This is a genomic window from Leifsonia sp. KNZ13-11D (assembly GCF_056754895.1).
This window is the reverse complement of the sequence record NZ_JBPGWU010000001.1, coordinates 848,673-865,337: the sequence shown is the minus strand read 5'-3', so window position 1 is coordinate 865,337 and position 16,665 is coordinate 848,673. Positions and strand designations below refer to the sequence as shown.

The window sequence follows — 16,665 nt, the reverse complement described above, 5'->3', positions numbered from 1 at the left end:
GTCACACGGCCCTCCCCCGGCCATTCTCAGCGTCGGCGCCGCTCGACGGCAAGGGGACTCAGTGCCCGAGCAGTTGGCCGACCAGAGTCCCGGTGAGCCAGGCCTGGAAACGCTGCGGCGTCCATCCGGCATTGATGACGAGTTCCAGGTAGACCCCGGTGGCGGCGAACGCCCGGTACACCGCCTGCGCCTCGGCGAGCGGCAGGATCAGCGCGTCCTCCGCGGACGCGATCAGGCGGTCCATCACCCGGTTGCGGCCGCGGAGCTTCGAGCGGAGCAGCGTCTGCGTCTCCGCATCCTCGTCCATGGCGGCGTCCAGGATGCGCACCACGTCGAAGTCGGTGGAGTAGAGCACCGTCAGCCAGCGGGCCGCCCCGGCGACGCGCTGCCCCGCATCCGGCAGCTCGAGGATCTCCTCGGCGAGCTCCCGCGCACGCGCGCGCTCCAGCCAGCGCTCGCAGATCGCGTTGAGGATCTCGCGCTTGGCGCCGAACGAGGCGTAGACGGTGCGCGTCCCGACCCCGGCCTCCGTGGCGATGGCCTCCATGCTCGTCACCGAGTAGCCGTCGCGGGCGAACAGGGTCTGGGCGGCCGAGGCGATCCTCACCCGCGTCTGGAGCGCCAGCTCCTGGCGGTACGAGGATGCGGTCTTGACGTCGGCGTTCACGAGATCGATACTAGTCATGCACTCACTGCAGTAACACTGCAGTCACCGCAGTAGCAGTGCAATTAAGGAGTCCCATCATGCTGTCCACACATCAGGAGCACACATCGCTCCGCATCCTCGAGCGGATGCTCCACGAGGGTTTCGCACTCGGACGGACGGAGGTCGTCGACGAACTCTGCTCGCCCGACGTCGTCGAGCACCAGCTCGGACTGGCCGGCTACGGAGGGGAGGCCATCGCCAAGGTGAAGAAGGCGATGACGGAGGTGCACACCGCCTTCCCCGACCTGCACTTCACGGTCGGCGACTGGGCCGAGCGCGACGACACGATCTGGGTGCGCGCCGAAGGGACGGCGACCAACACGGGGCCGTTCTTCGGGCCGCCGACCGGGCGCACCGTCCGCTTCACGGTCATCGACGTCGCGCGCATCCGGGACGGGCTCATCGTCGAGCACTGGGGCGTGCCCGACCGGTTCGCGATCCTGTTGCAGCTGGGGCGGATCGACGTCGCGCGACCCGCGTAGGGCGGCGCCTCGGAGACGCGGCGCAGACGCCCTCAGCAGCCGTCGACGGTCGTGTCCAGTCGACTCGCGACTCTTCTGCGCCGAGGTGCGAATGATCACTTGCAGAGCTTGGACTGATTCACCCTCAGTCGAGGAGTGCTCTTCGAGTGCTAGAAGTGGTCCGTAGCGAGGGCGAGATGGCGTTTTCGCTCTATGACACGTTCGTCTTCAAGGCCAGCATTGATCCTCAGACCAAGGTGTTCGGATTCGGATTTTCGCTTGCGGGCAAATAGAGTCACAAAGGTCCTCCCGCTGGGAAGCCGTCCGCGCCGCCAGCGTGTGCTGGAAGTGGTCCGTGGCGACGGGGAGATGGCGTTTTCGCTGTAGACACGTTCATCTTCAAGGCCAGCATTGATCCCCAGACCGACGTGTTCGGATTCGGACGTGAGATCCACGGCAATAGGGTCGGGACGCGGCCGCATCCAGCGCGAGCTCGGCCACGCGGCGGCCCTCCGCGATGAGGGGCGCGACGTCCGTCATCATCCACTGCGCCATGCCCCGCATCTCCGGCTGGATGAGGACCACGGACGGGTCGGCGAGGAGGTCCGCCGTCCGGTTCACGGTCCGCATCATCCGCACGTTCTCCCACTTGGCGTGGAGCCGGACCACGATCACGCGCGAGGCGCCGAGCGCACGGGCGGCGCTGACGGGGACGTTGTCGATCATGCCGCCGTCGGCGAGCCGCATGCCGTCGAGGATCACGGGCGGCAGGAGCCCCGGGATCGCGATCGTCGACCGGAGGGCGACGCTCAGCGGCCCGCGGTCGATCGTCACCGCGCGGCGTGTGCGGAGGTCGGTGGCGACCGCGCCGAAGGTGCGCGGGAGGGTCTCGATCGCGGGGTCGGTTCCGAGGACGCGGCGGACGCTGTCCGAGACGGCGTGCGTGTCGAGCATCCCCCAGCGCGGCGCCAGCGACCATCGCGCGATCGCGTTCCAGCGGAACGCCAGGGCGCCACGCTCGATCGCCTCGGGTTCGAACCCGGCGGCGTAGGCGGCGCCGACCAGTGCGCCGGAGCTCGTGCCGGTCACGATCCCGGGGTGCAGTCCGCGCTCGGCGAGCACCTGCAGCACGCCCACGTGCGCGGCGCCGAAGGCCCCTCCGCCGCTGAGCACCAGGCCAAGTGTGGGGTCCATCAGCCTCCCGCGTCGCGCCGGCGCGCGTCCTCCTGCTCGGCCACCACCGCCCGGTGGATGTTGCCGTGGATGTGGTCGGCGCCGATCCGTGCGAGCACCCCGTCCCGTTCGAGCACCGCTCGCGGCCCGGGCTTCACGCGGGTGAGTCGGAGCTCGAGTCCCGCATCCTGAACCAGGGTGACGATGTCATCGAGCGTCGATGCGCCCTGGGAGTCGATGAAGTCGATGCCCTCGCAGTCCAGCACGATCCCGGTGAGGTCGGGATGGGCGAGGATGACCTCGCGAAGGCGGTCCTCGAGCGCGTCCGCGGTGGCGAAGAAGAGCCCGCCGTCGAACCGGAGCACCGCCACATCCGGCACGATCTCGTCGTCGGGATGCTCGTCGGCCTCGCGAAACACCTGCGTCCCCCGCTCGCGCCCCAGAATCGGCATGTCGGGGTGGGTGGCGACGGCCACCAGCCAGAGCAGCGAGAGCCCGATGCCGATGACGACGCCCGCGAGCACCCCGAACACGAGAGTGCCGAGAAGCGCCACGATGGCGATCCAGAAGTCGGTCTTCTTCACCCGGAAGAGCCGGCGCATCTCGGGGAAGTCCATCATCCCCATGACCACGGCCTCGATGATCAGCGCGCCGAGCACGGCCTTCGGCAGGTTCGAGAAGAGCGGGGCGAGGAACAGCAGTGTCAGCAGGACCGTGACGCCCGAGGTGAGGGAGGCGAGGCCGCTGCGCGCCCCGGACCGGTCGTTCAGGGAGCTCGCCGACAGGCTGGTCGAGACGGGCATCCCCTGGAACAGACCAGCGGTGATGTTCGCGAGCGACTGGGCCACCGACTCCTGGTTGATGTCGATCTGGTAGCGGTGCTTCGCGGCGAAGGTGCGAGCGTCGCCCGCGGTCTGCGAGAAGCCGATCAGCACCAGCGCCACCGCGGCGAGCGCGACCGTCCCGGCGTGGTCCCACAGCTGCGCGAGGTCCGGGACCTTCGGAACGGGCAGCCCGCGCGGCACGTCGCCGACGAGGGCGACGCCCTTGGCCCCCAGGTCGAAGACGGCAGCGGCGACCAGGCCGCCCACGACGAGAACGAGCGCGCCAGGCACCCGCGGGGCGACGGCGCGCAGCCCGAAGACGACGACGAGCGAGACGATGGCGACGAGGACCGTGGTGCGGTCCGCATCGCCCAGCGTGCCCAGCCACGAGAAGAACTCCTGGATCGGGTTCGCGCCCTCCGCCTTCGTGCCGGTCAGGCGGGGCAGCTCCCCGATGACGACGTCGATGGCAGCGCCGAACAGGAACCCGGTGACGACGGCCCGAGAGGAACTGGGCGATCCACCCCAGCCGGAAGATCGCGAGCAGCAGGAACAGGATGCCGGAGGCGACGGTGATCCCGGCGACGAACGACGCGACCTCCTGCACCCCGCTGATGGACGCCGCGAGCACGGCGCTCGCGGCGACCGCCGCCAGCCCCGAACTCGGTCCCATCGAGATCTGGCGGCTGGTTCCGAAGATCGCGTAGACGATCGCGCCGGCCGCCGCGGCGTACAGGCCGTTCTGCAGCGGGACCCCGGCGATCCCCGCGTACCCGAGGTTCTTCGGCACGATGAGCGCCGCCACGGTGACCCCGGCGATCAGGTCACCCCGCAGCCACGCGCGCTGGTAGGAGCGGAGCTGACCGACGATGGGCACCCGCCCCGGACCTGCGTTCCGCGTCCTGGGCATGCGCCCGTCATACCGCGCCGCGGGGGTGCGCGCATAGAGAGCGAGGCCGTCTGCCGCTACAGTCTCCCCATGCCTGTGACGCAGCCCGGACGCGACAGCCGCCGCATCCTCGTCGTCGCGCTGGTCGTGATCGGCTCGATGGCGACGGTGCTCGGGGTAGTCCTCGGCTTCGTCGCGAAGGCGTCGGCCGAGCAGGCGACGATCGGTTCGAGCACGATGGTCACGCTGCCGGTCGGTGTGTACACGCAGTACACCCAGCGGGGCTTCGTGCCGGACTACACCGGACTCTGGTCCGGTCTGCTGGTCGCCGCCGTCGGCGTGCTGGCGCTCGTGGCCGCACTCGTCGTCGCCCGGCGACGGACGTCCGCCGTCTGACCGTTCACGGCTCCAAGTACGCGGCCAGGTTGCTCAGCGACGACGTGATCCCCTGCGCATGGTCGCGGGCGTGGATGCCCGGCGGCACGTCGCGCGCCTCGATCCGCACCTCGGTCCCTTCGGCCGCATCCCGGAGGCTCCACTCCATCAGCATCGTGCCTGTGAAAGCGGGGTCCGAGGATTCGAATTCGACCGCCTGCAGGACGCGCTCGTCCGGCACCACCTCGACGATGCGCACGTCGGAGGCGTCGGAGTCCTCCGACGTCTTCCCCGGCGCCCCGCCGGCGTCGTCATAGGTCAGCACCAGCCGGTACGAGCCACCGGACCGCATGTCGAACGTCTCGAACCGGCCGTGCATCCCTCGCGGCGGCAGCCACACGGTCAGCGCATCCGGATCGGTCAGCGCCGCGAACACCCGCGACCGTGGGGCGTGGACGAGAAGACTGGCGCGGTCGGTGCGGGTCACGGGAACAGGATACGCGCGACGCGCTTGACCCGGCCGGTCCGCGGTGAATACATTTCGACGAACGCGATGCGGCGTCCGGATCCGAAGGCGGACGCCGCCACGTTCGACATCCGGGGGAATCGCATGGGCGCACTCATCTATCCGACCAACGTCAGCGTCGACGGCTACATCGAGGACGAGCACGGGGGGTTCGACTGGATGCCTGTCGACGACGACGTGTTCGCGACGCACACCGAGCTGATGCGGTCCGCGGGCACACTCCTCTACGGCCGGCGCCTGTACGAGGCCATGTCCGTTTGGGAGACCGACCCCGCGCTCGCGGACCTCTCGCCGGAGTTCACCGGCTTCGCCGCCGCGTGGCGGGCGCCGGCGAAGGTGGTGTATTCCCGGACGCTCACGACGGTGCCCACTGCCGACACCCGGATCGCGCGCGAGTTCGACCCCGCAGAGGTGCGGGAGCTCAAAGCGGCCACCGACCGGGATCTGATCATCGGGGGCGCCGACCTCGCCGCTCAGGCGTTGAACGCCGGCCTGGTGGATGAAGTCCAGCTGTACGTGCACCCGGTCGCGGTCGGCGGCGGCAAGCCGGGGCTCCCCACCGGGATGCGGGTCGACCTCGACCTGATCGGCGAGCGCCGGATCGGAGGCGGCGTCGTCCTGCTCCGCTATCGCCCCCGGGCGGTGTGAGCGGGCCCGGCGTCAGCGATCGGTGATCTCGACTTCGACGTGATACTGGGTGCGCCCGACGGCGCCGCCCACCTCGATCCATGCCCGCTTGATCGCGTAGTCCCGGGGCGCCGGGCTGGGCGGAGGGTTCTCTTCCATGACGCGCGTGAGCGCGTCATCGAAACTCTTGAAAGAGGTCGCGTCGGCGTTCGTGGACATGGGTGCCTGCCTTCCCGGCCCGGGTGCGAGCCGAACACGCGGCACCCTACGCGCGCCGCCGCCGCTGCGGCAAGAGCGAGCGGCGGCCGACGCCCCACTCGCCTTCGACCGGCGACCGGCGGAGAATGGCCGCCGTGGGCAGCACCGTCGAGGTCGTCCCGGCCGCCGGGCGGTGGCCGGAGGTGCGCACGCTCTTCGGGCGGGCGGGCGCCTCCAATGGATGCTGGTGCCAGTACTGGCTCCTCGGGCCCGGCTACCACCGCCGCGACCGCGACACCAATCGCGCCGCTCTGCAGGCTCAGGTCGCGGCCGGCTCCGCCGGCCTCCTGGCCTTCCGCGAGGACGAACCGGTGGGATGGGCACGACTCACGAGGAGATCGGAGCTGGCCTACCTCACCGGCCGATTCCGCGCCTCCACGTTCTCGGAGGACGAGCCGCTGTCCCTCCCCTGCTTCTACGTACCGCAGCGCGCACGCAGCGAGGGCGTCATGACGGCGTTGATCGAAGGCGCGATGCGCGAGGCCAGGCGGGTCGACGCCTCCCTCGAGGCGTACCCGATCGATCCCGCTGTCCCGGGCGCGACGACGAACCGCTTCTCGGGCGTGCTGCCGGCGTTCGTCGCTCTCGGCTTCGCCGAGGCCGGGAGGCTGTCGGGCGATCGCGCCGTCGTCCGCTGGCGCTGACCGCCGAGCCGGTGCGGCAGGATGGAGGGATGGATCGCGCGCAGCCAGGCAGCCGGGAGACCGCCGTCCGCGCGATGCTCGGTGGCGACGTCGTCGCACTCGGTCCCATCCGGGAGACCCTGCTCGACTACGACGCCTTCTTCGCGCACCGCGAGCTGAGCAGGCTGCAGGGCGAGGCCCTCGTGAATGGGGAACGCAGCACCTGGTCGCTCATCGAGAAGCGCACCGAGGGGCCGCACCTGGCCGCGCCCTACCTGTACGGCAACGGCATCCGCGAGCTGGATGCCTACCGCTCCGGCCTGTTCGACGACATGCCGGACCACATCCACGCCCCACGCGCCCACGCCGCACTGCTCGAGGACGATGGCGCCATCACGCTCTGGATCGAGGACGTGCGACACGACGGGACACGGCCCCTGGACGGGCAGGCGATCCTCACCGCCGCGCACGACCTGGGCAGCATGAACGGCCACTGGTTCGGCCGCCCCGCCGACGAGCCCTGGTTCTTCCGGGGCTGGATCGACCGGCACGGACAGCCGGAGGCGGTCGAGCGCGGGCTCTCGACGGTGCGCCGGGCGCATCCCGATGCCGTGGCGGGTTTCGGAGACCGGCTCGCGGACGTCGAGCGTCTGATCCTGGCCCAGTCGCAGGTGCGGGCGGTGCTCGAATCCCTCCCAGAGACCCTCTGCCACCACGACGCCGTCGGCGCGAACGTGTTCCGCACCCCCACGGCGACCGTACTCATCGACTGGGAGTCCGTCGGGCCCGGCACCGTGGGCGCCGACCTCGCCTCGCTGCTGTTCTCTCCGCGACGCGGCGACGCGTCGGTCCACGTCATCACCTCTGTCCTCGATGACGCGATCGAGGCCTACATCGAGGGCTTCCGCGAGCAGGTCCCCGCCGTCTCCCCCGCCGAGATCCGCCGAGGGGTGGATGCGGCGATCGCCCTCCGCTGGAAGCTCGCGGTCGACGTCGTGGCCGGCCTCGAGTCCGGCGATCCGCCGCGCCGGGGCAGCCTGCCCGACGAGCCACCGGAGACGGCCCGCGAGGAACTGATCGAGCTCGTGGGCGTGCTCCTCGCTGCCGCGGACCGCACGCTCGGCTGACCGGGCCCGTCCGTCGGGGCACAGTCGGCCGCCGATTCCAGCCGATGGGTGACCGCAATCGCCGTCTCGCGATTCAACCGGTCCGTCACGTTTTCGCGACGCAGCTGCGCAGATAGAAGATGTTCGCCTGCCGGATGGTGCCGTCGGGCGAATCGATGATCCTGCGCACGGTCTTCTCCCACGTCTGCACCGTGCCCACGATCGAGGAGGCAAGGGCCGCCAGATCGATCGTCGCCTCCACGCTCTGATCGTCCCAGTCGCCGTAGAGAACGCCGCGGGCGAAGTGCTCGATGGCCGGCTGGTCCGAGGCGTCGGACGGCTCGGACGGGTCGTAGAGGAGGTCCGACTTCGCCTCCGCCTCCTGTGCGGCGGCATCGATGTACTTCCGCGCCGTCTGGCACGTGAGGTTGCGGAGGAGCCGCTCCGTGAGCTCGTCCACCTGCTGCCTGAACGCCGGTTTCGCCTCGGCGATCAGGGCGGCGCCGACCAGCCCGGTGGCCTCGTCACCGAGACCGCTCTCCCAGCCGGTCGACCACTTCACCGCGCCATTCCAGAACGAGATGACCGTGACCCACTTCTCGACCCGTGCCGCTGCGGCGCGCTCGGCGTCGGAGAGGCCCGAGGCGGGGATGCTGTCGGCGGCCTCCTTCAATGCACTCGGTGTCTTGACGGGGCCGCTCTGCGCCGCGCGCAGGAGGTCGTCGCTGAGCGGGCGCAGCTCGGTCGACGCCTCGGACGCGCCTCTCGCCAGGAGGGCGCTGAGCTTGGAGCCGCCGCTGCAGCCGGCCGCGAGGAGTGCGACGGCGACCGCCGCCGCCACGACGGCGATCGCGCGCTCACCGATTGATCGTGATGTTGACATCGCCGTCGCCACCGGCATCGTCGTTGCGCGGTCCGTCGGCGCCCTTCTTCCCGTTCAGGGCGTCGAGGGCGTCCCCGATCGCGCCCAGTCCCCTCTCGGTGGCGTCGCCGAATCCTGCTGCCGCCTCGCGGCTCTCCTTACCGCCGTCGTTCGCCATCTCGCACCTCCGTCGGCGGCGGAGCGCCGCCCTACCAGCAGGCTAGAACGGGGGGAGCGGAGCGAGAAGCACTATCTGACAAATCCTCATTTCCTCTTCTCCCCATGCTGTCGAAATCCGCAGGTACCGTTCGTAGAACGGGCGAGAGAGAGGAACACGACATGAAGCTCACGATCAGCCTCCAGGTCACCCTCGACGGCGTCGCGCAGGCGAACGGCGGCAACAACGAGGAGATGGATCCCGGATTCACCCGGGGCGGTTGGGCGCTTCCGCTCAACGACGGCGAGGCGGTCCAGTACATCCTCGACACGTGGCGGCGCCCGGACGCCTTCCTGCTGGGCCGCAAGACCTACGGCCTGTTCGAGACCTACTGGGGCGCCCGCAGCGACGACGGCGGGTTCGGCGAGGCGATCAGCTCGCGGCCGAAGTATGTGGTCTCCAACACCCTGACGGCACCGACCTGGCCGGGCACGACCGTCCTCTCGGGAGATGTCGCGGCTCACGTCCGCGAACTGAAGGACCGGGCCGGCGGCGAGCTGCTGGTGGTGGGGAGCGCGGCGCTCGCGCGATGGCTCCTCGAGAACGAGCTGGTCGACGAGCTGAACCTCGTCCAGTTCCCCGTGATCGTGGGAGACGGCGAACGCTGGCTGCCCCAGCACGGCCTCGACTTCGCCCTCGACCTCACCAGCACCCGCGTGTTCCCGACGGGCATCGTGGCGCTCAGCTACCGGGTCGGCGGCCGGCCGCAGTACGCCTGAGACGTTCCGCGTGGGCATCGACCGGCGTAAGCTGCGACCGTCATCGGGCGACGGGAGGACTCGGGTCATGATGCAGGCGGACAGCCATCGCCGGCGGAACGCGCCGACGACCGTGGCCAGGTTCTCACGACGTCGGCGCGTCACTCCGCTGGGCGCGGTGGCCCGGGGCGCGGCGGCAGGAGTCGTCGGCACCCTCGCCATGGATCTCGTGATGTACCGGCGCTACCGGCGGGATCAGGGCACCGAGGGCTTCGGCGAGTGGGAGTTCTCCGCCGACGTCACCGGCTGGGACAACGCGCCGGCACCGGCGCAGGTCGGACGACGCGTCGTCGACGGGCTCTTCGAGCGCGAACTGCCCGACTCGGCAGCTCGCCAGACGAACAACGTCATGCACTGGGGCTATTCGGTCTCAGCGGCCGTCGGGTACGGGCTGCTCGCGGCATCCCTCCGACGGCCCCGCGTCGGTTACGGGCTGCTCTTCGGAGCGGGGATGTGGGCCTTCAGCTACGTGATCCTGCCCCCGATGCACCTGTACAAGCCGATCACCGAGTACGACGCCGAGACGCTCGGCAAGGACCTGACCGCACACCTCGCGTACGGTCTCGGCACCGCGGCGGCGCTGTGGGCACTGCTCCCGCACCGACACAGCGTTGGGCGCTAAGGTCATACCTATGGCGCCTGATTCCACGGCCGCGGCCCGGCTCATCCCCCAGCGGCTCCCGGCCGAACGGCTGGCGATGCGGGCGGCTCCAACGACTATGTCGACCGCGGCTACTACAAGTGGAACACGCTCTACACGACGCCCACCACGCTGAAGGACAACACGGTCGAGGGCAACCTGGTGCACAACACCAAGGCGCGGTTCGCCGACGGCGGCTCCGTGTACAACCTGTCGGCCAGCCCGGGATCGGTCGTCGACAAGAACTACCTGTTCAACATCTCGGGTGTCGGGCTCTACCTCGACGAGGGTTCGCGTTCCCTGACCTACGAGAACAACGTGGTCCAGGGCGGGTCGTTCGTCTTCACCAACGCCTACAGCCTCCGGAACAACACCAGCGACAACACCATCCAGAACAACTGGTACAACTCCGGCGGCATCTCGGCCCCGAACGCCGCGGCCCACAACAACACGCTGATCAACAACGTCAAGGTCTCGGGGACCAACTGGCCCGCCGGCGCCCTCGACGTGATCTGCGCGGCCGGGGTGGCGCCGCAGTACCGGACGTCGCTCAACGCCAACCAGTTCGGGTTCACCGGCTGCCCGGTGGATGCGCCCGTCACGGGCCTGTCGACGACCGGCTCGTCGGCGGTCAGCTCGTACTTCGGACAGGCCGGTGACGCCTACGGAATCGCCGCGGCCGGAGCCGATGTGTGGGGCGCGGGCGGTCAGCACTCCGACCAGTTCGGGGCGATCTACAAGGCCGGATCGTTCACGGCGGACTCCGCGGTGTCGGCCCGGGTCGTGTCGGTGAACGACGCGAACGCGTCGGCCAAATCCGGGGTGACGGTCCGCAACGACATCACGAAGGCCGGTTCCTCGGCCGGGTACGCCGTCGTCGCAGTGACGGCGCGCAACGGCGTGGTGTTCGAGTGGGACTCCAACGGCGACGGCTACCTGGACTCGGAGGCGAAGGCGTCGGTCGACGTCTTCCGGCCGATCTGGGTGCAGCTCGCCCGCACAGGCACGTCCTTCACGGCCTCGTACTCCTACGACGGTGTGAACTACGTGCCGATCGGGTCCCCCGTCACGCTCGGCACGGCGGCGGCGACCCAGGACGCCGGGATCTTCTCGACGTCGCACGACGCGACCCAGTCGGCGATCAACCAGTTCGATTCCTTGCGGATCACCGGCTGATGACGGCATGAGGGATGGGCGGCGGGCGCGTGCCCGCCGCCCATCCTTTCGTGCACGCCGACGCCGACGATCACCCCCGTGCGCCTCCGGTTGCGAGGTGATCGTGCACCATCTTCACGACGCTGGCCCCTTCGCCCACCGCCGCGGACATCCGTTTGACCGATCCGCTGCGCACGTCGCCAATGGCGAAGACGCCCGGCACCGAGGTCTCGAAGGACTGTCCACGGGAGCCGATGGCGCCCGACCGCATCCCGGTGAGCACGAACCCGCGTTCGTCGCGGTCGATGCCGGGACCGAGCCAGCCCGTAGCGGGAATCGCCCCGATGAAGACGAAGAGGTGCGCGGTCGCGAGTTCCTCGCGTGCGCCGGACCGCCGATCCTCCACGGTGACGGATTCGAGCCGGGCCCCTCCGGCGGCTTCCACGAGTTCGGACTGCAGGTGCACGGTGATCCTCGGGTGATCCTCGACCTGGACGACCAGGTACCGCGACATGTCCTGCCCGAGGGCTGCCCCGCGCACGACGAGGTGGACGCGAGCGGCGGTCCGGGCCAGGAAGACGGCCGCCTGTCCGGCCGAGTTGCCGCCGCCCACCACGACGGCGGGATCGGTTCCGCACTCGCGCGCCTCGTTGATCGTCGCCGCATAGTAGACACTCGTGTACTCGAACCGATCGAGGTTCTTCACCCGCAGGCGGCGGTACTCCATCCCCGACGCGACCACCACGGCCCGAGGGGACACCGTCGTTCCGTCGGAGAACCGGACGGTGAGCGCACCTCCGGCGAGGCCGAGGGCCCGCGCGTCGGCCGGCGCGAAGACGGTCGCTCCGAACTTCACTGCCTGGAGACGCGCGAGCTCGGCGAGCTCGGCGCCCGAGATCCCCGCAGGGAACCCGAGATAGTTCTCGATCCGCGCGGACCGCGCGGCCTGCCCGCCCGTTGCGATGGCGTCGGAGAGAACGACCGACAGCCCGTCGGAGGCGGCGTACACCGCCGCCGCCAGACCGGCCGGACCGGCGCCCACGATGAGCAGGTCGCAGGTCGGGCGGGGTCGGATGCTCCCGATGCCGAGCGCCTTCGAGAGGTCCGCGATGGACGGGTTTCGCAGGATCCGCGAGCCCGCGACGATGACGACGGGCAGATCGGCGATGTCGAGCCGCAACCGCTGCACGATGACCTCGGCCGTCCGGTCGTCCTCCAGGTCCACCAGCCGGTGCGGTATCCGGTTGAGCGCCGCGAAGTCGAGCAACCGGCGGGTGTCCGGCGAGAAACGCGAGCCGACGATGCGGAGCCCCGTACCGGACCCGATCGCCATCGACCGCCGGATGAGGTAGGCGCGGAGGATGAGGTCGCCGAGCACGGGGTCGCTGGTGACGATCCGCTCCAAGGCCGGTATCGGCACGTCGAGTACCGTCCCGTCCTCGAGTGCGGCGATCGTCGCGAACGAGGGCTGCCCCTCCAGCAGCCCGATGTCACCGACGAAGCGCCCCGGCCCGTGGACCTCGGCTCGCGCATCCCCTATCTCCGGGCCGCCGTGGTCGGCGATGACCCGTCCCTCGACCACCGCGAAGAACGAGCCGAGCGGCTCACCGGCCCGCGCGAGCACCTGGCCCGCCGAGACGTGCTCGGTCACGCCGTGTTCGCTCAGCGCCTGCAGCTGCGGCGGCGTGAGCCGCGGGTACGCGCCGAAAGCGTCCGGGGTCTCCTCCTCCGACCGGTCCGGATGAGGGCCGCTCACCACACGTAGTCCTCATCGATGTAGCACCATCGCCAGTCCTCGCCCGGTTCGAGCGAGCGCACGATCGGATGCGTGTCGTGCCGCGCGTGAGCACGCGCGTGCTTCATCGGCGAGGAGTCGCAGCAGCCGACCTTGCCGCAGGTCAGGCACAGCCGGAGGTGCACCCACGGCGTTCCGAGCGCCAGGCAGTCCTCGCACGCTCCCGGGGTGCGCGGAGCCACGGGACGGATGTACCCGACATGGGGATCCCTACGATCGGTCACGGCTCGCCTCTCTTTCCGCACCGCCGGCGCCTTTCTCCGTCCGCCGGTGCTGCGCCATCGCGTCGTCGAACCAGCGGCGCAGCACGGCGACCGGCGCCGCGCCGGCCTGGCGCGCGACGACCTTCCCGTGATCCAGGATCATCAGGGTCGGCACGGCCTGCACGGCGAAGCGCGAGGACAGGCGGGGCGCCCGGTCGACATCGACCTTCACGAGCTTCACCTCACCCGCGCGTTCGGCGGCCAGCTCCTCCAGCACCGGACTGACCATCCGGCACGGGCCGCACCAGGTCGCCCACATGTCGACGATCACCGGCACGTCCGCGTCCTCGGCGACGCCCGCGAACGTGTCGTCGAGAGCGTCGGCGATCCACGGGAGCGGCTTGTGGCAGTTCCCGCATCGGGGGCTCCCGCCCGCGGCGGCGGGGACGCGGTTCTTGCGCCCGCAGTTCGGGCAGCGGATGATCCTGGTCGCCTCGATGGTGGTCATACCGCCGCCTCGGCTTCCGCCTCGGAGTCCACCGGTGTCCCGACCACGTCGACGACGATGTCGCCGTCCCGGACGTCGATACGCACGGTCGAGCCGTCCTGAACCGCACCCGAGAGCAGCGCCCTCCCCAGGCGCGTCTCGATGTCGTGCGAGATGTACCGGCGCAGCGGTCTCGCGCCGTACAGCGGATCGTAACCGCGCTCCGCGATCAGGCGCCGCGCCTCCGGTGTGACCTCGAGAATGATCTGGCGTTCCGCGAGCCGGCGGCCCAGGTCGCCCATCAGCAGGTCGACGATCGACTCGATCTGGTCGAGTCCCAGCGGCGCGAAGATGACGATGTCGTCGACCCGGTTGAGGAACTCCGGCCGGAACCGGCCGCGCAACTCCGCCAGCACCAGGTCTTTGACGTCCTGCGGGATGCCGCCGCTGCTGTCCCGGGCGCCCGTCAGCAGGTGCTCGGCCCCGATGTTGGAGGTCATGATCACGATGGTGTTGCGGAAATCGACCGTCCGGCCCTGACTGTCGGTGATGCGCCCGTCGTCGAGCACCTGCAGGAGGGTGTTGAACACATCCGGGTGCGCCTTCTCGATCTCGTCGAAGAGGACGACGCAGTACGGCCGGCGGCGCACGGCCTCCGTGAGCTGACCGCCCTCGTCGTACCCCACGTATCCCGGAGGGGCGCCCACCAGCCTGCTGACGGTGTGCCGCTCCTGGTATTCGCTCATGTCGAGCCGGATCATCGCGGACTCGCTGTCGAAGAGAGCGCTGGCCAGGGCTTTCGCGAGCTCCGTCTTGCCGACCCCGGTCGGCCCCAGGAAGATGAACGAGCCGATCGGCCGCCGAGGGTCTCGGATGCCGGACCGCGCACGGATGATCGCGTCGGATACCAGCCTCACCGCCTCCTCCTGGCCGACGACGCGCTCATGCAGGACCTCGTCGAGCTTGAGCACCTTCGCGCGCTCCCCCTCCTGGAGCCGCGCGACGGGGATGCCCGTCCAGGCGGCGACGATCTCCGCGATCTCCTCATCGGTCACCACTTCGCGCAGAAGCCGCTGCCTGCCCTGTTTCGCCTGGAGTCGCTGCTCTTCGGCGGAGAGCTGCCGCTCGAGTTCGGCGAGCCTGCCGTAGCGCAGCTCGGCGGCGCGGTTCAGGTCGTACCGGCGCTCGGCGTCTTCGGCCTCACGACGCACCTGCTCCAGTTCGCTCCGGAGCTCCTGCACCTTGCGGATCGCCTGGCGTTCCGCCTCCCACTGCGCACGTTTCGCGTTCGCTTCCGCTTGCAGGTCGGCCAGCTCGCGTCGCAACTCGTCCAGTCGGACCCGGCTGCGCGTGTCCTCCTCCTTCTCCAGCGCCGCCTCCTCGATCTCGAGCCGGGTCACGCGCCGGGTGAGCTCGTCGAGGTCGGCCGGCATCGAGTCGATCTCCGTCCGCAGCCGGGCGCAGGCCTCGTCGACGAGGTCGATGGCCTTGTCGGGCAGGAACCGGTCGGTGATGTACCGGTGAGAGAGGGTCGCGGCGGCGACGAGCGCATTGTCCTGGATCCGCACCCCATGGAAGACCTCGAGGCGTTCGCGCAGCCCACGGAGGATCGAGATGGCGTCTTCGACGCTCGGCTCGTCGACCAGCACCGTCTGGAAGCGCCGTTCGAGGGCCGCATCCTTCTCGATGTGCTGCCGGTACTCATCCAGGGTGGTCGCGCCGATGAGATGCAGCTCCCCGCGGGCGAGCATCGGCTTCAGCATGTTGCCCGCGTCCATCGCGCCCTCGGTCGCTCCGGCGCCGACAAGGGTGTGGAGCTCATCGATGAACAGCAGGATACGGCCCTCGGCGGCCACGACCTCGGCCAGGACCGCTTTCATCCGCTCTTCGAACTCGCCGCGGTATTTCGCGCCGGCGATGAGTGCCGCGAGGTCGAGCTGGAAAACCGTCTTGTCGCGGAGACCTTCGGGGACGTCCGTGTTGACGATCCGCTGGGCGAGGCCCTCGACGATGGCCGTCTTGCCGACGCCCGGCTCGCCGATCAGCACCGGGTTGTTCTTCGACTTCCGCGACAGGATCTGGATGACCCGGCGGATCTCGGTGTCGCGCCCGATGACCGGGTCGAGCCGGCCGGCGCGCGCGTCCGCCACCAGGTCGCGGCCGTACTTCTCCAGGGCCTCGTAGGTCTGCTCGGGAGTCGCGGAGTTCACGTGCTGGTTGCCGCGGACGGCGGTCAGCGCGTTGAGGAAGCTCTCCCGCGTCACGCCGTTGCTCTGCAGCAGGCGCGAGGCCGCGCTACCGCTCGGATCATCGGCGAGCGCCAGCAGCAGGTGCTCGACCGAGACGTAGGAGTCCTTCAGCCGGCTGGCCTCCCGCTCCGCCCGGTCGAGGGTCGCCGCGAGGGAGCGGGAGAGGAACACCTGGCCGGGCGTCGCACCGGGCCCGGTGGTGCTCGGCTTGCGCTCGATCGCCCGCTGGACCTCCGTCAGAAGGACGGTCAGATCGACCCCGGCCGCTTCGAGCAGTCGAGGGATGAGACCCCCCTCCCGCGTGAGCAACGCCAGCAGGAGATGCTCGTTCTCCGTTTCCGTCTGCCCATTGCGGCTCGCGATGCTCTGCGCCTCCTGCAGCGCCTCCTGCGACTTCTGGGTCAGCTTGTTCATCTCCATGGCGGAGTCCCCTTTCCGGAGCGGATCACCGATCGCCGGCCCTCCAGCACGTCGATCCGGGCGAGGAGGTCGACGACGAGCGCGATGGCGGCGTAGTTGAGCGACAGGTCGGCGTGCAGCCGCACGACGCGCCGCACCAGTTCCGGCGCGTCCGGGGCGAACCACAGCCGGCCCGACGCGTCCACCCGGGCGGGGACGAGCCCGAGCTCGTAGAACCGCCGCACCAGCTCCGGATGGACGCCGGACGCGATCGCGACCATCTCGACGTCCAGACGGGGCGGGATCACCGGGAGGAAGGGGGAACTCATGAT

General features: G+C 70.1%; 20 protein-coding genes and 1 pseudogene. 8 read left to right on the top strand and 13 right to left on the bottom strand.

Annotated elements, in window-relative coordinates:
• Positions 1-58: 58 nt before the first annotated feature.
• Complete coding sequence (locus tag ACR9Y5_RS04360) at positions 59-685, bottom strand: TetR/AcrR family transcriptional regulator (protein ID WP_481296824.1); 627 nt, start codon at positions 683-685, stop codon at positions 59-61.
• 59 nt (positions 686-744) lie between these two features.
• Between ACR9Y5_RS04360 and ACR9Y5_RS04355 the strand changes: the two genes are divergently transcribed.
• Positions 745-1,188, top strand: coding sequence for an ester cyclase (locus tag ACR9Y5_RS04355; protein ID WP_481296823.1), 444 nt, complete (start codon positions 745-747; stop codon positions 1,186-1,188).
• Positions 1,189-1,566: 378 nt separating this feature from the next.
• Here the strand turns inward: ACR9Y5_RS04355 and ACR9Y5_RS04350 are convergent, their stop codons facing one another.
• The 3 genes and pseudogenes from ACR9Y5_RS04350 to ACR9Y5_RS04340 all read right to left on the bottom strand — a co-directional run.
• Positions 1,567-2,361: a patatin-like phospholipase family protein gene (locus ACR9Y5_RS04350; RefSeq protein ID WP_481296822.1), complete on the bottom strand. Its 795-nt coding sequence runs from the start codon at positions 2,359-2,361 to the stop codon at positions 1,567-1,569.
• The gene (locus ACR9Y5_RS04345) at positions 2,361-2,792 is read right to left on the bottom strand and encodes a sodium-independent anion transporter (protein WP_481299516.1); all 432 of its coding nucleotides are present in this window, start codon (positions 2,790-2,792) and stop codon (positions 2,361-2,363) included. Before ACR9Y5_RS04345 ends, ACR9Y5_RS04350 begins: the two co-directional genes overlap by 1 nt.
• Before the next feature lie 159 nt (positions 2,793-2,951).
• Positions 2,952-4,074 (bottom strand): annotated as a pseudogene (locus ACR9Y5_RS04340) (SulP family inorganic anion transporter); the annotation flags it as partial.
• A 69-nt stretch (positions 4,075-4,143) separates the two neighbouring features.
• Between ACR9Y5_RS04340 and ACR9Y5_RS04335 the strand changes: the two are divergent.
• Complete coding sequence (locus ACR9Y5_RS04335; protein WP_481296821.1) at positions 4,144-4,449, top strand: hypothetical protein; 306 nt, start codon at positions 4,144-4,146, stop codon at positions 4,447-4,449.
• Between the two features lie 4 nt (positions 4,450-4,453).
• On the opposite strand, the gene ACR9Y5_RS04330 is transcribed toward ACR9Y5_RS04335, so the two are convergent.
• A complete protein-coding gene (locus tag ACR9Y5_RS04330; protein ID WP_481296820.1) occupies positions 4,454-4,915 on the bottom strand; it encodes an SRPBCC domain-containing protein in 462 nt (153 codons plus the stop codon).
• Between the two features lie 123 nt (positions 4,916-5,038).
• On the opposite strand from ACR9Y5_RS04330, the gene ACR9Y5_RS04325 reads away from it, so the two are divergent.
• Complete coding sequence (locus ACR9Y5_RS04325) at positions 5,039-5,602, top strand: dihydrofolate reductase family protein (protein WP_481296819.1); 564 nt, start codon at positions 5,039-5,041, stop codon at positions 5,600-5,602.
• 12 nt (positions 5,603-5,614) lie between these two features.
• Here ACR9Y5_RS04325 and ACR9Y5_RS04320 read toward each other — a convergent pair whose 3' ends face one another.
• Positions 5,615-5,800, bottom strand: coding sequence for a hypothetical protein (locus ACR9Y5_RS04320; protein WP_481296818.1), 186 nt, complete (start codon positions 5,798-5,800; stop codon positions 5,615-5,617).
• Positions 5,801-5,934: 134 nt separating this feature from the next.
• Here ACR9Y5_RS04320 and ACR9Y5_RS04315 point away from each other — a divergent pair, with 134 nt between their 5' ends.
• Positions 5,935-6,483, top strand: a complete 549-nt coding sequence (locus tag ACR9Y5_RS04315) for a hypothetical protein (protein ID WP_481296817.1) — start codon at positions 5,935-5,937, stop codon at positions 6,481-6,483.
• A 29-nt stretch (positions 6,484-6,512) separates the two neighbouring features.
• Positions 6,513-7,589: a phosphotransferase gene (locus ACR9Y5_RS04310; RefSeq protein ID WP_481296816.1), complete on the top strand. Its 1,077-nt coding sequence runs from the start codon at positions 6,513-6,515 to the stop codon at positions 7,587-7,589.
• 85 nt (positions 7,590-7,674) lie between these two features.
• On the opposite strand, the gene ACR9Y5_RS04305 is transcribed toward ACR9Y5_RS04310, so the two are convergent.
• Both ACR9Y5_RS04305 and ACR9Y5_RS04300 read right to left on the bottom strand, forming a co-directional pair.
• On the bottom strand, positions 7,675-8,451 hold the full coding sequence (locus ACR9Y5_RS04305; protein ID WP_481296815.1) for a hypothetical protein: 777 nt from the start codon (positions 8,449-8,451) through the stop codon (positions 7,675-7,677).
• Complete coding sequence (locus ACR9Y5_RS04300; RefSeq protein ID WP_481296814.1) at positions 8,426-8,608, bottom strand: hypothetical protein; 183 nt, start codon at positions 8,606-8,608, stop codon at positions 8,426-8,428. The genes ACR9Y5_RS04305 and ACR9Y5_RS04300 overlap by 26 nt, the downstream gene beginning before the upstream one ends.
• 161 nt (positions 8,609-8,769) lie before the next feature.
• On the opposite strand from ACR9Y5_RS04300, the gene ACR9Y5_RS04295 reads away from it, so the two are divergent.
• The 3 genes from ACR9Y5_RS04295 (at position 8,770) to ACR9Y5_RS04285 (ending at position 11,221) form a co-directional block, all read left to right on the top strand.
• Positions 8,770-9,366: a dihydrofolate reductase family protein gene (locus tag ACR9Y5_RS04295; protein WP_481296813.1), complete on the top strand. Its 597-nt coding sequence runs from the start codon at positions 8,770-8,772 to the stop codon at positions 9,364-9,366.
• Between the two features lie 67 nt (positions 9,367-9,433).
• Positions 9,434-10,027 (top strand): hypothetical protein, encoded by a 594-nt coding sequence (locus ACR9Y5_RS04290; protein WP_481296812.1) that lies wholly within the window; start codon positions 9,434-9,436, stop codon positions 10,025-10,027.
• 180 nt (positions 10,028-10,207) lie between these two features.
• A complete protein-coding gene (locus ACR9Y5_RS04285) occupies positions 10,208-11,221 on the top strand; it encodes a hypothetical protein (RefSeq protein ID WP_481296811.1) in 1,014 nt (337 codons plus the stop codon).
• 70 nt (positions 11,222-11,291) lie between these two features.
• Here the strand turns inward: ACR9Y5_RS04285 and ACR9Y5_RS04280 are convergent, their stop codons facing one another.
• The 5 genes from ACR9Y5_RS04280 to ACR9Y5_RS04260 are packed head-to-tail and all read right to left on the bottom strand — an operon-like array spanning position 11,292 to position 16,662.
• A complete protein-coding gene (locus ACR9Y5_RS04280; RefSeq protein ID WP_481296810.1) occupies positions 11,292-12,956 on the bottom strand; it encodes an FAD-dependent oxidoreductase in 1,665 nt (554 codons plus the stop codon).
• Positions 12,953-13,219 carry a UBP-type zinc finger domain-containing protein gene (locus tag ACR9Y5_RS04275; RefSeq protein WP_481296809.1) on the bottom strand — a complete coding sequence of 89 codons (267 nt, stop codon included), beginning with the start codon at positions 13,217-13,219 and terminating at the stop codon, positions 12,953-12,955. The genes ACR9Y5_RS04280 and ACR9Y5_RS04275 overlap by 4 nt, the downstream gene beginning before the upstream one ends.
• Positions 13,206-13,706: a thioredoxin gene (trxA, locus tag ACR9Y5_RS04270; RefSeq protein WP_481296808.1), complete on the bottom strand. Its 501-nt coding sequence runs from the start codon at positions 13,704-13,706 to the stop codon at positions 13,206-13,208. Before trxA ends, ACR9Y5_RS04275 begins: the two co-directional genes overlap by 14 nt.
• Positions 13,703-16,354 carry an ATP-dependent chaperone ClpB gene (gene clpB, locus ACR9Y5_RS04265; RefSeq protein WP_481299515.1) on the bottom strand — a complete coding sequence of 884 codons (2,652 nt, stop codon included), beginning with the start codon at positions 16,352-16,354 and terminating at the stop codon, positions 13,703-13,705. Before clpB ends, trxA begins: the two co-directional genes overlap by 4 nt.
• Positions 16,345-16,662, bottom strand: coding sequence for a chaperone modulator CbpM (locus tag ACR9Y5_RS04260; RefSeq protein WP_481299514.1), 318 nt, complete (start codon positions 16,660-16,662; stop codon positions 16,345-16,347). The genes clpB and ACR9Y5_RS04260 overlap by 10 nt, the downstream gene beginning before the upstream one ends.
• Between the last annotated feature and the right edge of the window lie 3 nt (positions 16,663-16,665).